At 62.8% G+C, this 17239-nt stretch carries 13 protein-coding genes and 1 pseudogene; 4 read left to right on the forward strand and 10 right to left on the reverse strand.

Going from position 1 to position 17239, the window contains the following annotated elements; genetic code table 11:
- Window positions 1-438: 438 nt before the first annotated feature.
- The 7 genes and pseudogenes from iolG to PSH84_RS21845 all read right to left on the reverse strand — a co-directional run bounded on the left by iolG (window position 439) and on the right by PSH84_RS21845 (window position 9777).
- Entirely contained in the window at window positions 439-1449 is a 1011-nt protein-coding gene (gene iolG, locus PSH84_RS21815; protein ID WP_305467482.1) for a bifunctional inositol 2-dehydrogenase/D-chiro-inositol 1-dehydrogenase, read from the reverse strand.
- A gap of 29 nt (window positions 1450-1478) precedes the next feature.
- Window positions 1479-3409: pseudogene (gene iolD / locus PSH84_RS21820) on the reverse strand (3D-(3,5/4)-trihydroxycyclohexane-1,2-dione acylhydrolase (decyclizing)).
- 166 nt (window positions 3410-3575) lie between these two features.
- Window positions 3576-4397, reverse strand: a complete 822-nt coding sequence (locus PSH84_RS21825) for a TIM barrel protein (RefSeq protein ID WP_122564660.1) — start codon at window positions 4395-4397, stop codon at window positions 3576-3578.
- Window positions 4398-4432: 35 nt separating this feature from the next.
- Window positions 4433-5935, reverse strand: a complete 1503-nt coding sequence (locus tag PSH84_RS21830) for a CoA-acylating methylmalonate-semialdehyde dehydrogenase (protein WP_305467485.1) — start codon at window positions 5933-5935, stop codon at window positions 4433-4435.
- 29 nt (window positions 5936-5964) lie between these two features.
- Entirely contained in the window at window positions 5965-6774 is an 810-nt protein-coding gene (gene iolB, locus PSH84_RS21835) for a 5-deoxy-glucuronate isomerase (RefSeq protein WP_122564662.1), read from the reverse strand.
- The gene (gene iolE, locus PSH84_RS21840) at window positions 6771-7664 is read right to left on the reverse strand and encodes a myo-inosose-2 dehydratase (RefSeq protein ID WP_305467487.1); all 894 of its coding nucleotides are present in this window, start codon (window positions 7662-7664) and stop codon (window positions 6771-6773) included. The genes iolB and iolE overlap by 4 nt, the downstream gene beginning before the upstream one ends.
- A gap of 175 nt (window positions 7665-7839) precedes the next feature.
- Complete coding sequence (locus tag PSH84_RS21845; protein ID WP_305467488.1) at window positions 7840-9777, reverse strand: bifunctional 5-dehydro-2-deoxygluconokinase/5-dehydro-2-deoxyphosphogluconate aldolase; 1938 nt, start codon at window positions 9775-9777, stop codon at window positions 7840-7842.
- A gap of 313 nt (window positions 9778-10090) precedes the next feature.
- Between PSH84_RS21845 and PSH84_RS21850 the strand changes: the two genes are divergently transcribed.
- Both PSH84_RS21850 and PSH84_RS21855 read left to right on the forward strand, forming a co-directional pair.
- On the forward strand, window positions 10091-11014 hold the full coding sequence (locus PSH84_RS21850; RefSeq protein ID WP_003202885.1) for a MurR/RpiR family transcriptional regulator: 924 nt from the start codon (window positions 10091-10093) through the stop codon (window positions 11012-11014).
- 30 nt (window positions 11015-11044) lie between these two features.
- Window positions 11045-11656, forward strand: coding sequence for a glutathione S-transferase (locus PSH84_RS21855; RefSeq protein ID WP_305467490.1), 612 nt, complete (start codon window positions 11045-11047; stop codon window positions 11654-11656).
- Between the two features lie 219 nt (window positions 11657-11875).
- On the opposite strand, the gene hcnC is transcribed toward PSH84_RS21855, so the two are convergent.
- Genes hcnC through hcnA form a run of 3 tightly spaced genes read right to left on the reverse strand, consistent with a single transcriptional unit; the run spans window position 11876 to window position 14857 of the window.
- Window positions 11876-13135: a cyanide-forming glycine dehydrogenase subunit HcnC gene (gene hcnC / locus PSH84_RS21860; protein WP_305467491.1), complete on the reverse strand. Its 1260-nt coding sequence runs from the start codon at window positions 13133-13135 to the stop codon at window positions 11876-11878.
- Complete coding sequence (gene hcnB / locus PSH84_RS21865; protein WP_305467492.1) at window positions 13128-14537, reverse strand: cyanide-forming glycine dehydrogenase subunit HcnB; 1410 nt, start codon at window positions 14535-14537, stop codon at window positions 13128-13130. Before hcnB ends, hcnC begins: the two co-directional genes overlap by 8 nt.
- Window positions 14534-14857 carry a cyanide-forming glycine dehydrogenase subunit HcnA gene (hcnA, locus tag PSH84_RS21870; RefSeq protein ID WP_122564680.1) on the reverse strand — a complete coding sequence of 108 codons (324 nt, stop codon included), beginning with the start codon at window positions 14855-14857 and terminating at the stop codon, window positions 14534-14536. Before hcnA ends, hcnB begins: the two co-directional genes overlap by 4 nt.
- 276 nt (window positions 14858-15133) lie before the next feature.
- Between hcnA and PSH84_RS21875 the strand changes: the two genes are divergently transcribed.
- Both PSH84_RS21875 and PSH84_RS21880 read left to right on the forward strand, forming a co-directional pair.
- Window positions 15134-15817, forward strand: a complete 684-nt coding sequence (locus PSH84_RS21875) for a response regulator transcription factor (protein WP_053122824.1) — start codon at window positions 15134-15136, stop codon at window positions 15815-15817.
- Window positions 15795-17180, forward strand: a complete 1386-nt coding sequence (locus PSH84_RS21880) for a sensor histidine kinase (protein ID WP_122564669.1) — start codon at window positions 15795-15797, stop codon at window positions 17178-17180. The genes PSH84_RS21875 and PSH84_RS21880 overlap by 23 nt, the downstream gene beginning before the upstream one ends.
- Window positions 17181-17239 lie beyond the last annotated feature (59 nt).

Consider the following 17239-nt stretch of genomic DNA (forward strand, 5'->3'; position numbering starts at 1 on the left):
TGCATTATGTTGACTGACCCACCGCTATCGCGAGCAAGCTCGCTCCCACAATTTGACCGAGTACCTTCAGAGGCAACGCGGTCGACTGTATGTAGGGCTTGCCCGCGAAACTGAAGCACCCGCGTCCCCCCTGTGGGAGCGAGCTTGCTCGCGATGACACCAGGCCTGCCAGCATCGATGTCGCCTGACCCACCGCTATCGCGAGCAAGCTCGCTCCCACAATTTGACCGAGTACCTTCAGAGGCAACGCGGTCGACTGTATGTAGGGCTTGCCCGCGAAACTGAAGCATCCGCGCGCCCCTGTGGGAGCGAGCTTGCTCGCGATGGCGTCGGATCAGCTTGCATTATGTTGACTGACCCACCGCTATCGCGAGCAAGCTCGCTCCCACAATTTGACCGAGTACCTTTTGGGTGAACGCTCCCACAGGGGGATTTTGGTTAACCGTAGAAACGCGGCCGCTCGGGCAGTTCGACTTTGACGATCTGCCCGCTCTGCTGCGCTTGAATGCAAGCATCCGCCGCCACCGCCGCGGCGAAGCCGTCCCAGGCCGACGGCCCGCCCACTTGCCCGGCGCGCACGCCGTCGATGAAGGCCTGCAATTCGACGTCGTAGGCGGCGATGAAGCGGTCCTTCCAATCCATCAGGATCGCATTGGACAGCTTGGCGCCGCTGCGCAGCTGTACCTGGGACGGTTCCGGCAGCTTGGCGATACCGGTCTCCCCCACCACTTCGCACTGGATGTCATAGCCGTACTGGCAATTGACGAACACCTCGACGTCGATGCGCGTGCCCCGGGCGGTTTCCAGCAGGACGATCTGCGGGTCCCGCAGGTGAGCCAAGGCCTTGCTGCTCTTGCGCGGAAAGACCACCTGCACCGACACGTAGTCATCGGCCAGCAGCCAGCGCAACACATCCAGCTCATGGATCAAGGTGTCGGTGATCGCCATGTCGGTCTTGTAGTTCTCGCCCACACTCGGGTTGCGGTGGGCGCAGTGCAACATCAGCGGTTCACCGATCTGGCCGCTGTCGATCACCGCCTTGAGCGCCCGATAGCCTTCATCGTAGGGGCGCATGAAGCCGACTTGCACCAGGCGCTTGCCGTGGGCCACTTCGGCGTCGACGATCTTGCGGCAGCCTTCGGCCGTGACCGCCAGGGGCTTTTCACAGAACACCGGTTTGCCCGCTGCAATCGCCGCCAGCACGAATTCTTCATGGCTCGGGCCCCAGGAGGTGACGAGGATCGCCTCCACGTCCGGCGCCTTGATCAACGCGTGACCGTCGGGGTAGACCTCGGCGGTCAGCTTGAGATCGGCAACGACCTTGGCCGCTTGTTGCAGGTTGATGTCGGTCACCGCCACCACCTGGCTGCTGAGCAAGGTCTGGCTGCAACGACGGATATGGTCCTGGCCGATGGCCCCGGTGCCGATGACGCCCAGCTTCAAAGACATTTGGAACTCCTTTCGTAGGGTTGGGGCAATCAGTATTGACGGGCCTTGGCCAGTCGTTCATTGAGGGTCTTGGCGACGGCATCGGTGCGGGCGCTGGTGGACACTTGCGCCACGCCGACCCGCCACCACGACAGGTATTTGTGGATCATGGTCTTGGGCAAAACCTTGATGTCGATCAGCGTCGAGACGCTCTGGCGCCGCGCATCGGTCAGGGCCGCGTGCAGCTCGTCGAGGGTCTTGACCTTGTAGGTTTTGCAGCCATAGGCCGCGGCACTCATGGCGAAATCCACCGGCACGAACGCGCCATCGAGCTTGCCGGTCTCGGGGTTGCGAAAGCGGAACTCGGTGCCAAAGCTGTCCATGCCGTGTTCCATTTGCAGGTTGTTGATGCAACCGAACGTCATGTTGTCCAACAGCACCACGTTGATCTTGCGGCGCTCCTGGATCGAAGTCGCGAGTTCCGAATGCAGCATCATGTACGAGCCATCGCCCACCAACGCGTAGACCTCTTTGTCCGGCGCGGCGAGTTTCACCCCCAGTGCCGCATTCACCTCGTAGCCCATGCACGAATAACCGTACTCGACGTGATAGGTGTCCACGCCCTTGCTGCGCCAGCTGCGCTGCAAATCGCCGGGCAGGCTGCCGGCGGCGGCGACGATGATGGCGTCATCCGCCAAGGCTTCGTTGAGCGTGCCCAGCACCCGGCTCTGGGTCAGACAGGAACCGGTGAGTTCGATGAATTCGCGAAACACCGCTGGGTCCATGTGGTCGTTGATTTCCGGGACGAAATCCTCGGTCTGGAAATCCGCCTGATAGACCCGGTCCACTTCCGCGTCCAGTTGCGCCTTGGCGTCGGCGATCTGCCCGGCCCATTCGGCGCGATAGTCACCCATCGCGGCCGACAAGGCCTCCAGGCCCGAACGGGCATCGGCCAACAATTGCACGCCATCGAGCTTCAAGGCATCGCACGGGCTGATGTTGAGGTTGAGAAACTGCACGTCGGGGTGCTGGAACAGCCATTTCGACGCGGTGGTGAAATCGCTATAGCGCGTGCCGATGCCAATGATCAGGTCCGCTTCCTTGGCCAGCAGGTTCGCCGCCAGGCAGCCGGTTTCGCCGACGCCGCCAACGTTCAGCGGATGGCTGGACACCACCGCACTCTTGCCCGCCTGGGTCTCGGCGAAAGGAATGTCGAAGCGCTCGGCAAAGGCCTGCAATGCCGCGTTGGCGCCGGTAACGCACGCCGCCGCCACAGATGATCAACGGCTTGCGCTTGCCCCTTGAGCAGCGCCGAGGCATCGCCGAGCATCGCTTCGGTGGCCGGGCGGCGGTCGATGCGGTGCACGCGTTTTTGCAGGAAGTAATCCGGATAATCGTAGGCTTCGGCTTGCACGTCCTGAGGCAGCGCCAGGGTCACCGCGCCGGTTTCGGCCGGGTCGGTCAGCACCCGCATCGCCTGGATCGCGGCGGTCATCAATTGCTCGGGGCGGTTGATGCGGTCCCAGTATTTGCTCACGGCCTTGAAGGCATCGTTGGTGCTGATGCTCAGGTCGTGGAACTGCTCGATCTGTTGCAGCACCGGATCTGGCTGGCGACTGGCATAGACATCGCCGGGCAACAGCAACAACGGGATACGGTTGGCAGTCGCCGTGGCGGCGGCGGTCAGCATGTTCGCTGCACCGGGGCCGACCGACGAGCTGCACGCATAGATCTTGCGCCGCAGATGCTGCTTGGCAAAGCCGATGGCGGCGTGGGCCATGCCCTGCTCGTTGCGGCCCTGGTGAACCACCAGGTCGCCACTGTCCTGCTCCAGCGCCTGGCCCAGGCCCAGTACGTTGCCATGGCCGAAAATGGTAAAGACCCCGGCGACGAACTTGCTCTGGACGCCATCGACCTCGATGTATTGGTTATCGAGGAATTTCACCAGGGCCTGGGCCATGGTCAGTCGTGTTGTGGTCATGCTTGCACCTTGTCTGGAATGCAAAATTTGGCGGCTGGCTCAGTCCTCTGTGGGAGCGAGCTTGCTCGCGATAGCGGTGTGTCAGGCGATTTACGTGTTGAATGTGCTGCCGCCATCGCGAGCAAGCTCGCTCCCACAGGGGGGCTCCATCGTTCAGGAAATCAGGTCAGGCCTGGGAGCTTTGCAGATGGTTCATGCTCGCCCCCAACGCTTGGCGGATGTCAGCCAGGTCATGGACGCTCTCGGCGAACGGCTCGAAGGACAAGTAGCCCTCGTAGCCTGCGACCCGCAACGCCTCGATCTGCGCGGCATTGCCGAGGATGTCAGCCTCGCCCACCAGCACCCGGTGACCGTCACGGATGGTAGCCAAGGGTGCCTGGGCGTCCTCGACTCCGGAGATGTGCACCAACCCAGTCAGCTCAGGGAAGAATTCCTGCTCGCCCGCCAGATGATGGTGAAAGGTGTCGTGCACCAGTCGGAACACATCCAGCCCGCCAATGCTCTTGATCGCTTCCACCGCCGTGCGTTTGCGCCGCAACGAGCATTCTTCGAAACCCAGGGGCTCGATGAACCCGTAGATGCCAAAGGCCCGCAGGATCGGCGCCAGTTCACTCAGGGCAGTCCGCAGCCCCGCCGCCCGTTCAGCCTCGCTGCGCGGGTCGGCGCGGTCGTTGAGCGGGCACATCACCAGCCCCTCGGCGCCGCATTCACGGGCGTAATCAGCCAGGCGCACGGCTTGGGCGCGGCGCTCTTCGTTCCACACATCGAAGGGGTACAGGGCGTTGATCGACAGCACCTTGATACCGCGCGCCTCGCACAGCTCACGAACGCGGGCCGGCGGCATGCCGTCTTCGATCTCGACGCCCTTGAGGTCGTTGCGGATCTCGATGGCATCGGTTTTCAATGCCAGGGCCAAGTCGATGAACGCGGGCAGTGACAGGCGCGGGGCAACCATTCGGTTCAAAGCAAAACGCAGGGGCTTGTTCATTGTTGTTCTCCCTCCGGCAGTCATTCGAAAATGCGTTATTGGGCAGTCGGCATGCTGAATTCAGGGCCCTTGGCGATACTGTCGGGCCAGCGCTGCATCACGCTTTTGTAACGGCTGTAGAAACGCAGGCCTTCTTCGCCGTAGGCATGGTGATCGCCGAACAGCGAGCGCTTCCAGCCACCGAACGAATGCCAGGCCATGGGCACCGGAATCGGCACGTTGATCCCCACCATGCCGACCTTGATGTTGCGGGCGAACGCCCGGGCGATGCCGCCGTCGCGGGTGAAGCACGACACGCCGTTGCCGAACTCATGGGCGTTGATCAGCGCCACCGCCGTGGCGAAATCCGGTACACGGACGATCCCCAGCACCGGGCCGAAAATCTCTTGCTGGTAGATGCTCATCTCGGCGGTGACCTGGTCAAACAGCGTCGCGCCGACAAAGAACCCCTGTTCGGCCCCCGGCACCTTGAAGCCACGGCCATCGACGATCAGGCGTGCGCCTTCCGCCACGCCAGCGTCGATGAAACCTTCGACCTTGGCCTTGTGCTCGGCGGTGACCAGCGGTCCCATGTCGGTGCCGGGTTGCTGGCCGTTGCCGATCTTCAGCTGATCAATGCGCGGCAACAGTCTGGCAATCAGCTCATCACCCACATCCCCCACCGCCACGGCGATGGAAATCGCCATGCAGCGTTCACCGGCCGAGCCGTAGGCCGCACCGATCAACGCATCCGCCGCCTGGTCGAGGTCGGCATCGGGCATGACGATCATGTGGTTCTTCGCCCCGCCCAGGGCCTGCACGCGCTTGCCGTGCGCCGTGCCCTGCTGGTGGATGTACTCGGCGATGGGCGTGGAGCCAACAAAGGAAATCGCTTCGATGTCCGGGTGCTGCAACAGCGCATCCACCGCCACCTTGTCGCCCTGGACCACGTTGAAAACGCCGTCCGGCAAGCCGGCTTCCGTCAGCAAGCGGGCCATCAGCAGACTGGCGGACGGGTCGCGCTCCGAAGGCTTGAGGATGAAGCAGTTGCCGGCGACCAGCGCCAGGGGAATCATCCACAGCGGCACCATCACCGGGAAGTTGAACGGCGTGACCCCGGCGCAAACGCCCAAAGGCTGGCGCAGGTTCCAGTTGTCGATGCCACCGCCGATATTGTCACTGAAATCGGTCTTGAGCAGGTTCGGCGCACCGCAGGCGTACTCGACGATCTCGATGCCGCGGGTGACTTCGCCGTGGGCGTCAGACAGCACCTTGCCGTGTTCACGGCTGATGATCTGCGCCAGTTCGTCGTGATGGCGGTCGAGCAATTCCTTGAACTTGAACATCACCCGCGAACGGCGCAGGGACGATTGCTCGGACCAGGCCGGGAACGCCGCCAGCGCCGAGGCCACCGCCGCATCGACGGTGCCCGGTTCGGCCAGGGCGACCCGGGCCTGCACCGCACCGGTGGCCGGGTTAAAGACCTTGCTGAACCGCGCACCGTCGCTGTCCTGCACTCGACCGCTGATGTAATGGCCTACTACCGGGGCGTCACTCATTGTTCTTGTCTCCGTGGGAAAAGTGGAATTCAGAGGTCGAGCAGCCAACTGTGCTGCGGGTCGTTATGGAACTGCCAGACCCGCTTCGGGCCGGCCATGACATTCAGGTAATACGACTCGTACCCGTACGGAACGCTGACCGGGTGATACCCCTTGGGCACCACCACCAGGTCGCTGTTCTCCACGGCCATGGCCTGGTCGATGCTGCGGTCGTCGGTGTAGACCCGCTGGAACACGAAGCCTTGGGACGGGTTGACCTGGTGGTAATAGGTCTCTTCCAGGAAGCTCTGGTGCGGCAGGTCGTCGGTGTCGTGCTTGTGCGGCGGATAGCTCGAGGAGTGCCCCGACGGCGTGCGCACCTCCACCACCAGCAGTGAGTGGGCCGGTTCGCTGTCTGGCAGGATGTCGCAGACATAGCGGGTGTTGGCGCCCTTGCCGCGCACGCTGCGCTTCATGCTGTCCGGGCGGATCAGCCGCGGGCCGTATTCGTTACCCGCCGAACCCGGTGCGGCACACACTGCGATCTGCACATCGCTCAGGGCAGTGACCTGGGCCTGGCTGCCGGGCGGCAGGTAAGCGGCATAAGGTGACTTGTCTTCGAACACCGATTGGCGATCACCGAGGTTGTCCCAATCGAAGGCGCCCTGCCCCGGCGCCTCCCCCTTGAGGCTGATGCGACCACTGAGCAGCACCAGGCACAATTCCTTGTCTGCGGCGGCCACCGGCAGGGTTTCCCCCAGGCTCAGGCGGTAGGCGGCGAACCCGACGTATTCCAGCTCACCCGCTGGCAACTGGACCATGGTTCGGCCGCTGGAATGGCTCTTGATCAACAGGCTCATGCCAGACTCCTTTCTTGCAGCAAGGCACGCAGTGTGTCGTAGCCCTTCTTGGCGTAGGCATAACTCGGCGCTACGGCAGGGTCCTGCTCGGCTTCCACCACCAGCCAGCCTTGATAGTCGGCAGCCAGCAGTACATCGAGCAACGCGGCGAAGTCGATGTCGCCATCCCCCGGCACGGTGAAAGTGCCGTTGATGATGCAGTCGGGGAAGCTCCAGAGGTTGTTGCGCGCCAGTTGCACCACCGGTTTGCGCACATCCTTGAAGTGCACATGGCAGATTCGTTCAATGTGTTTGCGCAGCACCTGCAACGGTTCGCCGCCGCCCATGTAGCAGTGACCCGAGTCGAACAACAGGCCCACCTCACTACCGGTCAGGGCCATCAATTTGTCGATGTCCGCGGGTGATTCGACGTAGGCGCCCATGTGGTGGTGATAGGCCAGGCGCACGCCGTGGGACAAAGTGAAACGCGCCAGTTCGGTGAGCTTGTCGGCGTAGGTTTGCCAGGCTTCATCCGTATGGAAACGCGGCCGCTCGACCAACGGAATCCGCTGGCCCTGGATCGAGTCGGCGACTTCGCCGTAGACCAGCACCGTCGCGCCGTTCTGCGCCAGCAGCTCGACGTGACTGGCGATGGCGTCGATTTCCTCCGCCGCCGAGCGTCGGGCCAGGCGGCTGGAATACCAGCCGGAGACCAGCGCCAGGTCATAGGGCCGCAGCACATCGCCAACGCCCTTGGCGTCCTTGGGAAACTTGCCGTTGAGCTCAAAACCTTCGTAGCCGATTTCCTTGCCTTCACTTAGCGCCGTACTCAACGGCGTCTCGCCGCCCAACGACGGCAAGTCATCGTTGCTCCAGGAAATCGGATTGATGCCAATTCGAATAGCGGGCATGGCTGCACCTTTTATTGTTTTTACATTGCCATTGAAGGCGACACGGAACCTTGTGGGAGCGAGCTTGCTCGCGATAGCGGTTTGACAGTCGCGTCAATGTTGCATGTTTCACCGTCATCGCGAGCAAGCTCGCTCCCACATTGGACTGCATTCCAAATAGAGACTGCGGTGTCTGTCACGCCCGCGCAGCACGCCACGCCTCGATCAACTCCACAAACCTGCCCTGCACCTGGCGGATCAACGTTTCATCATCGATTTCCCCGGCCAGCCAGGCCCGGCTCGGCTCCTGGAAGATCGTCCGACCTACGGCAAACCCGCGGCAGGTGGCGCTCTGGCTGGCCTGGCGGAAACCTTCGGCGAGTGCGGCGGCTGGGGCATTGAGGCCCAGCAGCACCACGCCACGGCAATACGGATCGCGCTGTTGGATCAGCTCATCGAGCTGCTGCCATTCATCCGCGCCCTGGGCTTCGATCTTCCACCACGCCGGGAAAATACCCAGGTTGTAGAGGCGCTTGAGGGCGCGATAGAGCACGTCCGGGTGCGGTGACGGATGATCCTTGGGCGGAATGACTTCCAGCAGCAATTCATGACCGCTGGCCTGGGCGGCCTTGTACAACCCCATCAGTTGCGCCTCTTGCTCCAGGCGCAGCAGCGGTTCGTCGTCAGGGTGAAATTGCACCAGGCACTTGATGATCTGCTCCTGGGGCCAGGCGATCAGGTTGCTGCCAATGGAGCGCCCGTGTTCGAAGGCCAGTGGCCGCGAACCTTGCACTTCCACCGGCCGCGCCACCCACCAACCGCGTCCGGTGGCCGCGTTCAGCGAATCCTGGCCGAAGCGCTGGTCGGCCAGCAGACCGACGTCGGCCTCGATGCCCTGACGCCGCAGGTCAGCTTCGACCCGCGCCACGGCTTGGATGAACAACTGCTTGAGTTCGCCGATGCTGCTCAACTCGCGGCCACCCTTCTGGGCCAGCTCCACCAGTTGCCCGCGATGGTCGAAGGCGAAGATGAACAGCTGTTTCCAAGTCTTGCGGGGCACGCTGACCTGGTGCAACCGTTGCAGCACAACGTCCTGGTCCGGTCGGGTGATCGGCACCGGACTCTTGAATAAATAGTCGAGTTCGGCTCGGGTCGGCATCGCTGGGGCGCAGGCATGGCGCGACACCACCAGGCCACCGCAGGCATTGGCCAACTGGCAGCAGCGTTCATCGCTGGCATCCTCCAGCCAGCCGGCGAGAAATCCCGACATGAATGCATCGCCGGCACCCAGTACGTTCAAGACTTCGACCCGCACGCCAGGGTAAATGGCGCCGTCTTCGAGCCGGGCCGGGATGGCGCCATGGATCACCGTGCAGCCCTGGGGACCGAGCTTGACCACCAGGGTCGCCGCCGTCAGCGAGCGCACGGTGCGCAGCGCGGTCAGCAGGTCTTCGCTGCCGCCGGCGATGAGGAATTCTTCTTCGGTGCCGACGATCAGGTCGAAACGCGGCAGGATGCTTTGCACGTGCTGGCTGACTTTCTGGTCGGCGACGAAACGGGTTTCGCCATCGGCCTTGCCCGCCAGGCCCCAAAGCACTGGCCGGTAATCGATGTCGAGGACCCGCTTGACCTGATGTTTTTGCGCATAGTCCAGCGCCTGGAGACTGGCCTGGTAGACGCCGTCGGTGGAGAAATGGGTGCCGGTGATCAGCAAGGCCTTGCTGGAGGCAATGAAGGTTTCGTCAATGTCTTCGGCGCGCAGCGCCATGTCGGCGCAGTTTTCCCGGTAGAACACCAGGGGGAAGGTTTCCCGGTCCTTGATCCCCAGCAGGACCATGGCCGTCAGGCGTTCGGGATCGACTTTGATGCCGCTGACATCACAGCCTTCGCGGGCCAGGGACTCCACCAGGAAGCGGCCCATGTGGTCATCGCCCACCCGGCTCAGCATCGCCGACCTGAGCCCCAGGCGCGCCGTGCCGAACGCGATGTTCGCCGAGGAACCGCCCAGGTATTTGGCGAAGCTCGAAACATCTTCCAGGCGCGCGCCGACTTGCTGCGCGTAGAGGTCGACGCCCAGGCGTCCCAGGCAGATCACATCCAATTGACGCCCACTGGCAAAACGAGTCTGGCCCATGCTGGCTCCTGTTATTTTTATCAGCCTGCGCTGGTCGCCGACACCGGCGCCAACGCTGTTGGTGAATGCAGACTAAAACGAGCAGCGGGCAATAATCAATAATTATTCTATAAATTTTTTACGTGGAATATTTTTTCCAATACGCTATGACCGAAGCCAACCAGACGCAGTGCATCGTTTCAGCAGCTGCTGCAACATTTGTCCGCCCATGATTTTCCCTGCGCCTACGCTGTAGACTGCGATCAGCCAACCTATTGTCGAGGGCCGGCCTTTGTTCGGGCCGCCCTATAAGAACAAGCCAGAAGGATTTTCTATGACCCGCCCCGATGATCTGCCGGCGCCGTCCGAGAGCGCGTCCGAACCCGCCCTCCCGAGCCCACCGATCAATGCCGAGCGTCTGCTGCAACTGATCACCGATGAATACGAAAGCCTGCCGCGCCAGCTCAAACGCATCGCCAGCTACATGAGCCAGCAGAGCGACCGGATCATGGTCGACCGCATCAGCGACATCGCCCGGGAATGCGAAGTGCACCCCTCGGCCATCGTCAGGTTTTCCCAGCGCTTCGGCTTCAGTGGCTTCAGTGAAATGCAGGCTTTGTTCCGCGAGGCCTACACCCACAAGACCACCCCGGTACAGAACTACCAGCAGCGCATCCGCAGCATGATCGCCAACAAGTCGCAGAAAGCCAGCGGCGGCGACCTGGCCCGCGAGTGCGTCAATGCGACCCTGTCGGGCATCGAGCGCCTGGGGTTGGAGCTGGACGACCAGGCGTTCGAAAAGGCCGTGGACCTGGTGGTCAACGCCGACAACATCTATGTGGTGGGTGTGCGCCGCTCGTTCGCGGTCGCCGACTACCTGGTCTACAACCTGCAACACACCAACAAACGCATTCACCTGGTGTCCGGCCTGGGGGGCAGTTACCGCGAGCAGATGCGCAGCGTGCGGGCCAACGACCTGGTGATTGCCATCAGTTTTACGCCCTACGGCAAGGAAACCCAGCACTGCCTGCGCATTGCCCAGCATCACCAGGCCAAGACCCTGATCATCACCGACAGCAACCTTTCGCCCCTGGCCAAGCGGGCCAACGCGGTGCTGCTGGTGAACGAAGGCAGTTCGTTCGCCTTCCGTTCGTTGAGTGCCACGTTGTGCCTGTGCCAGGCGTTGTTCATCGCCGTGGCTTACCGGCTGGAACTCAAAGTCGATGAAATCCATGAACAGGTCGGGTTCGAGGATTAACGCCCGCAAGATTTTTCTGAAGGAGACATCATGAAACTGATCGGCATGCTGGACTCGCCCTACGTGCGACGCGTCGCCATTTCCGCCAAGTGCCTGGGGGTTGCCCTGGAACACGAGTCCGTTTCGGTGTTCAGGCATTTCGAACAGTTCCAGCGCATCAACCCGGTGGTCAAGGCTCCGACCCTGGTGCTGGACGATGGCAATGTGCTGATGGATTCGACGTTGATCATCGATTACCTCGAGGCCTTGGCCGCGCCGGGCAAAAGCCTGATGCCGGTGGACATTGGGCAACGGCTGCGCGCACTGCGCGTGATTGGCCTGGCCCTGGCGGCGTGCGAGAAGTCGGTACAGATCTACTACGAACGCAACCTGCGGCCGACAGAAATCCAGCACGCCCCCTGGGTTGAACGCGTGGAAGGCCAACTGGCGGCGGCCTATGGCCTGCTGGAACAGGAACTGGTGAAACAACCCCTGGCCACCGATGGCACCCTCGATCAGGCAGGCATCACCGTGGCGGTGGCCTGGAGCTTCACCAACCTGGTGGTGCCGGACCAGGTGCAGGGCAAGTCATTTGCGTCGATCAGCGCGTTCACCGCCTATGCCGAAGGGCTGGAGGCGTTTGTCAGCACACCGATGGAATAACTGGCTGTAAACAAAAAATCCTGAGGCAACCAAAGTACCTGGGGGTAGCCAAAGTACCTGTGGGAGCAAAGCTTGCTCGCGATAGCGGTATACCAGTCAACATTGTTGCTGGATGATCCAGCGCTATCGCGAGCAAGCTTTGCTCCCACAGGGTCCCACAGGCTCCTACAGTTGGTTCCTGAGTGACCGCCGGATGAGGGCTCACCCATCAGGATTCACTCAGGCCAGTTCCATTTCCTTGGGCTTTACCGGCGGCGCGACCTCGAAGCGATCCGCCAGGAACGGCGTGATGTCCAGCGGCAACGGTTCATTGTTCACCAGTTTGTCCAGCAACACCCCAGTGATGGCCGAGGTGAGGATACCGGTGCGGAAATGCCCGCAGGCGTTGAGATAGCCTTGCACCCCGCGCATCGGCCCCAGGATCGGCAACTCATCGGGCGAACCCGGGCGCAGGCCGGCCCAGGTTCGTTTCAGGTTGATGTCGAGCAACTGCGGAATACAGCGCACCGCACCTTGCACCAACCCTTCGATCTCCGGATAAGTCGTGGTCACATCGAAGCCTTTGTCTTCGGTGGTGCTGCCAATCAGGATTTCACCATTGTCTTTCTGCGCCACGTAGCAGTCGCTGGTGGTCAGGCAGCCGTTGAGGATTTTCGGCATGCGTTCGGTCAGCAGGATCTGGCCCTTGACCGGCTTGACCGGAATCCTCACACCGGTGGCCTGTTCGCTCAGGTCCGCCGCCCAGGCACCGGCCGCGTTGATCAGGGTCCGGCATTGGAAGGTCCCCGCCTCGGCGGTTTTTACCCCAGTCACCCGTGTGCCGCAACGCAGCACCTCGGTCACGTTAGTATTGAAGAACAGGTCGACGCCGTTCTGCCGGGCGCCTTCGGTATAGGCATCGGCCAAGCGAAACGGACTGAGCTGGTGATCGCAGAGAAACTCCAGCGCCCCCTGGGCTTCATGGCTCACATTCGGCTCTGCCTCACGCAAGGCCGCCTGGTCAAGCCAGCGCACCTGGTCTGCCAGGTGGGGAATGCAAGCGACGATGTGCTCGGCGTACAAACGGTCTTCGTCGTCGTAGATCACGAACTTGAGCCCGGTCTCCTCGAACTTGAAATCCATGCCATGGTTGTCTATCAACTCGCGGTGCAACTGCGGGTACATCGCGTTGGACTGCAAGGCAAAATCGAAGAACGACTGGGGCAGGATGTGCGGCGTGCTGGCATCCACCGCCACGGCGGCGCCCTGGGTCTGGCGCTTGCGGTTGGCCGACATCATGCGAAAGAAGATCACCCCGCACCCCAGGCCCACCGACTCACCGATGGCCCACAGCCCACCTGCCGAGGCGCGGGTCGCGTTGCCGGGCCGCTTGGCGTCGATCAGGGCGATCTTCAAGTGTTTGCGCTTGGACAGTTGATAGGCGCACGAGGCCCCGATCACACCGCCACCGGCGATGACTACGTCATAGTCCTTAATCATGGGAAACGGCCTCCGTACCGACGTTCTGGAACGCTGAAAAGGGAATCGGATCGATGGGGAAACGCGGCCGCAGCCAACCCACGTCGGCGCGCCCGGTGGCTTCGCGCAAGCGGTCGCTGCAATAGCCGACGCACATCCGCCCCTGGCAATCGCCCATGCTCACGCGGGTGCGCATCTTCAGGCTGGCCATGTCTTGCACGCCTTGCTCCAGCGCCCGGTCGATGTCGGCGCGGGTGGCGTGCTCGCAGCGGCAGATCACCGTATCGGCGGCCGGCAACGCGGTTTGCCCGGCACCACGCTGAGTGTAGCGATCCACGGCGGCGCGAAAGCGAACGATCCGCTGCAGTTGCGCTTGGTAGCGATCCCGCTGGGCCAGGGCCGTGGACAGGTCCAGCACGTTGCGTTGCATCAGGATCGACAACGCCGCGATGCGCCCGCTGAGCATGGCCGCTTCACCGCCACGGATCCCGCCCATGTCGCCGGCCAGGTGAATGTGCGCTTCGCTGCTTTGTTGCCAGGCATCGGACACGGCCCGCAAATAGCCGTCCTCGCTGAAACCGTGTTCCAGGCCCATCTGCTGGCTCAATTGCGTGCGCGGGATAAACCCGTAGCCGACTGCCAGGGTCTGGGCCGGGACCTGTTCGGCGCGTTTCAGGTCCGGTTCCCAGGTATTGGAATAAGGCGCGACGGTGACGTGGCTCAGCTCACCCTCGCCGTCCGCCTGCACCACACCCCAGCCATAGCGCACGGGAATGCCCTTGAGCTTGAGGTAGGCGAGCATGCTCAGGCCGTCGAGGAACAGTTGCGGCTTGTTCAGCAACGCCAGGCTTTCCTTGGCGATCCGGCTGAACCCACAGGCTTCGAAGACACCCGCCACCGCCACGCCCGAAGCGTGCAGCTGGCAGGCCACCAGCGGCAGCAACGGCCCCGTGCCGGCGATCACCACCGGGCTCGGCGGCCTGACCACGCCGCTCTTGATCTGCAATTGCAGGCCGCCGAGCATCATCACCCCCGGCAGCGTCCAGCCAGGAAACGGCACACTGCGTTCGTGACAACCGGCCGCCAGGACCAGATGGGAATAGGCGACCTCGCCCAGGCGCTCGTCGGCATCCAGCAGCATCAGCGCCCGGAAACCTTCGGCACCGATGACACGGTTGCCCAAGCGCACATCGATCAACCCGGCGTGGCGCTGGTATTCTCCGTGGAGCTTTTCCAGGGCTTCGCGGTAGCGCGGCCCCAGGTAATCCAGGCTGACACCATCGCGCAATGGCCCGCGGTACACGACGCCGCCGAGGCGCGGCGCCTCTTCGAGCACGGTGCAACGCACCCCGTGAGAGGCCAGTTCAATGGCTGCAGCCATACCCGCCGGCCCACCGCCGACAATCACCGGATCGAGGCTCATGGCGCCTCCGTTTCGGTCATGCGGTTGGCCCGGGTTTCGATCTGCATGCCAGGGCGCACCAGGGTCTGGCAGGCGCGGCGCTTGTGGCGACCGTCGATCTTGACCAGGCAGCACTGGCACACGCCCATGCCGCAGTAGGCGCCGCTGATCTGGTCGTGGTCGTTGCGGGCGACCTGGCGCTGACCCAGGGACTGGATGACGGTGAGGACGGTTTCACCGTGGGCGGCGTTGACGACTTGCCCGTCCAGGCGCACCGTCATGTCGGCGCGGCTCAACGGCTGGATATCGAATGTTCGGCGTAGAACGTCTTGAGGTTGCATCATGCTGCTCTTCCTTGAAGGTTCAGTGAGGTTTCGGCTCCTTGCGGCACACATCCACCGGTTCGCGTCGGTACCCGGCAACAGCGCACCGAAGCGGGGCAACAGACGCGACATGATAGTGCGCACGAAATTCATGTTAGGGATAATTTGTGACCAAGTGTTGATCCAGGCCAGCGAATCGGCCTGCCGGTCCATGAACTTTTTTTCAGAAAGCCGACAGGTAATTTTTGGCAGAATGTTGCGCAATCGCTCCAACTTCCCCACACGGTACCGCCCATGAACCGCATCCTGACCATCGAAGACGACGCCGTGACCGCCCGTGAAATCGTGGCCGAGCTGACCCGCAACGGCCTGGACGTCGATTGGGTCGACAACGGCCGAGAAGGCTTGGAACGGGCGGTCAGCGGCGACTACGACCTGATCACGCTGGACCGCATGCTGCCTGAGCTCGACGGCCTGGTGATCGTCACCACGCTGCGCACCATGGGCGTGGCCACGCCGATCCTGATGATCAGCGCCCTTTCCGATGTGGATGAACGCGTGCGTGGCCTGCGGGCCGGCGGCGACGATTACCTGACCAAGCCGTTCGCCACCGACGAAATGGCCGCCCGGGTCGAAGTGCTGCTACGGCGCAACAATGGCACCCGCGAGCCGGAAACCGCGCTACGGGTAGCCGACCTGGAGCTGAACCTGATCAGCCGCGAGGCCAGCCGCAACGGGCAACTGCTGAGCCTGCTGCCCACCGAATACAAGCTGCTGGAATTCCTGATGCGCAACAGCGGGCAAATCCTCTCGCGCATGATGATTTTCGAGGAAGTCTGGGGCTATCACTTCGACCCCGGCACCAACCTGATCGACGTCCACATCGGCCGCCTGCGCAAGAAAATCGACCCACCGGGCCTGGAACCGCTGATTCGCACGGTACGGGGTTCCGGCTATGTCATTGCTGAACCCCGCTAAGGGCTGGCGCTCCTCCAGCAGCCGCCTGCTGGCGCTGTACAGTTCGCTGTTCGTGATCTGGAGCGCGATCCTGATGGGGGTGATGTATTACGAAGTGTTTGGCTACCTCGACAGCCTGGCCAAGCACTCCCTGATGCAGCGCCAGCACCTGTTCGCCCGGATCCACGGCGACCAACTGGAAGATGCGCTCATGGCCAGCCTGACGCTGGACGAGCGCGGTGTCGACGCCTATGGGCTGTTCGATCCGCAATTGCGCCATTTGAGCGGACCGATCCTGCGCGTGCCCGCCGACCTGCCGCTGGACGGCAAGATCCACATGCTTGGCGGCTGCGTGGACTCCGATGAACCGGGCGTGCCTTCCGACAGCTGCGACGCAGTGGCGACCCGGACCCAGGACGGCCGTTGGCTGGTCCTGGCCCGGGACAACGGTTCGCTGTTCGCGGTGACGCGGATCATCTTGCACGCGCTGTTCTGGGGGGTATCGCTGACCATCCTGCCAGGCATCGCTGGCTGGCACCTGTTGCGCCGCCGACCGCTGCGGCGGATTCGCCAGTTGCAGGCCAGCGCCGAAGCCATCGTCGCCGGTGACCTGACCCATCGCCTGCCGCTGTCGAGCCGACGCGATGAACTGGACATGCTGGCGGCGATCGTCAATGCCATGCTTGAGCGCATCGAACGCTTGATGAATGAGGTCAAGGGCGTGTGCGACAACATCGCCCATGACCTGCGCACCCCGCTGACGCGCCTGCGTGCCCAACTTTATCGCATCCAGCAGCAAGCGCCGGACGGCTCCCCCGAGGCCTTGCAGATGGATCAGGTAATCGCCGAGACCGACACCCTGATGGCGCGATTTCGTGGTCTGTTGCGGATTTCCGAACTGGAAGACCAGCAACGGCGCTCGGGCTTCGTGCGCCTCGATCCGTTGCAGTTATTGCAGGAGTTGCATGATTTTTACCTGCCCTTGGCCGAGGAAGGCGAACTGACCTTCATCCTGGAGGCTCCCGACGCCCTGCCCCTGCTCAACGGCGACCGGGCCTTGCTGTTCGAGGCGGTGTCGAACCTGCTGAGCAACTCCATCAAGTTCACCCCGCCGGGGGGCACCGTGATCCTGCGTGGGGTCGATCAGGGCGACAGCACGCGCATCGAAGTGCTCGATTCCGGCCCCGGCATCCCCGAGGCAGAGCGCAAGGCCGTGTTCCGCCGTTTCTATCGCGCCGAAGGCAGCAGCCAGCACGGCGGATTCGGCCTGGGCCTGTCGATCGTCGCGGCGATCGTCAATCTGCATGGGTTCACGTTGGAGGTGGACAGCAGCGAACACGGCGGCGCGCGGTTGGTGCTCGATTGCCGGGGGACGTTGTTGTAGTCATAGGGCTGGAGCAGCACCTGTGGCGAGGGAGCTTGCTCCCGCTCGGCTGCGAAGCA

Source organism: Pseudomonas beijingensis (assembly GCF_030687295.1).
Classification (GTDB): Bacteria; Pseudomonadota; Gammaproteobacteria; order Pseudomonadales; family Pseudomonadaceae; genus Aquipseudomonas; species Aquipseudomonas beijingensis.

What these genes read in the sequence shown, in the direction of transcription:
- hcnA (WP_122564680.1), bottom strand. Translation starts at nt 14,857, where the DNA reads ATGCAACCTCAAGACGTTCTACGCCGAACATTCGATATCCAGCCGTTG.
- PSH84_RS21875 (WP_053122824.1), top strand. Translation starts at nt 15,134, where the DNA reads ATGAACCGCATCCTGACCATCGAAGACGACGCCGTGACCGCCCGTGAA.
- PSH84_RS21830 (WP_305467485.1), bottom strand. Translation starts at nt 5,935, where the DNA reads ATGAGTGACGCCCCGGTAGTAGGCCATTACATCAGCGGTCGAGTGCAG.
- PSH84_RS21850 (WP_003202885.1), top strand. Translation starts at nt 10,091, where the DNA reads ATGACCCGCCCCGATGATCTGCCGGCGCCGTCCGAGAGCGCGTCCGAA.
- hcnB (WP_305467492.1), bottom strand. Translation starts at nt 14,537, where the DNA reads ATGAGCCTCGATCCGGTGATTGTCGGCGGTGGGCCGGCGGGTATGGCT.
- hcnC (WP_305467491.1), bottom strand. Translation starts at nt 13,135, where the DNA reads ATGATTAAGGACTATGACGTAGTCATCGCCGGTGGCGGTGTGATCGGG.
- iolG (WP_305467482.1), bottom strand. Translation starts at nt 1,449, where the DNA reads ATGTCTTTGAAGCTGGGCGTCATCGGCACCGGGGCCATCGGCCAGGAC.
- PSH84_RS21825 (WP_122564660.1), bottom strand. Translation starts at nt 4,397, where the DNA reads ATGAACAAGCCCCTGCGTTTTGCTTTGAACCGAATGGTTGCCCCGCGC.
- PSH84_RS21845 (WP_305467488.1), bottom strand. Translation starts at nt 9,777, where the DNA reads ATGGGCCAGACTCGTTTTGCCAGTGGGCGTCAATTGGATGTGATCTGC.
- iolE (WP_305467487.1), bottom strand. Translation starts at nt 7,664, where the DNA reads ATGCCCGCTATTCGAATTGGCATCAATCCGATTTCCTGGAGCAACGAT.
- PSH84_RS21880 (WP_122564669.1), top strand. Translation starts at nt 15,795, where the DNA reads ATGTCATTGCTGAACCCCGCTAAGGGCTGGCGCTCCTCCAGCAGCCGC.
- iolB (WP_122564662.1), bottom strand. Translation starts at nt 6,774, where the DNA reads ATGAGCCTGTTGATCAAGAGCCATTCCAGCGGCCGAACCATGGTCCAG.
- PSH84_RS21855 (WP_305467490.1), top strand. Translation starts at nt 11,045, where the DNA reads ATGAAACTGATCGGCATGCTGGACTCGCCCTACGTGCGACGCGTCGCC.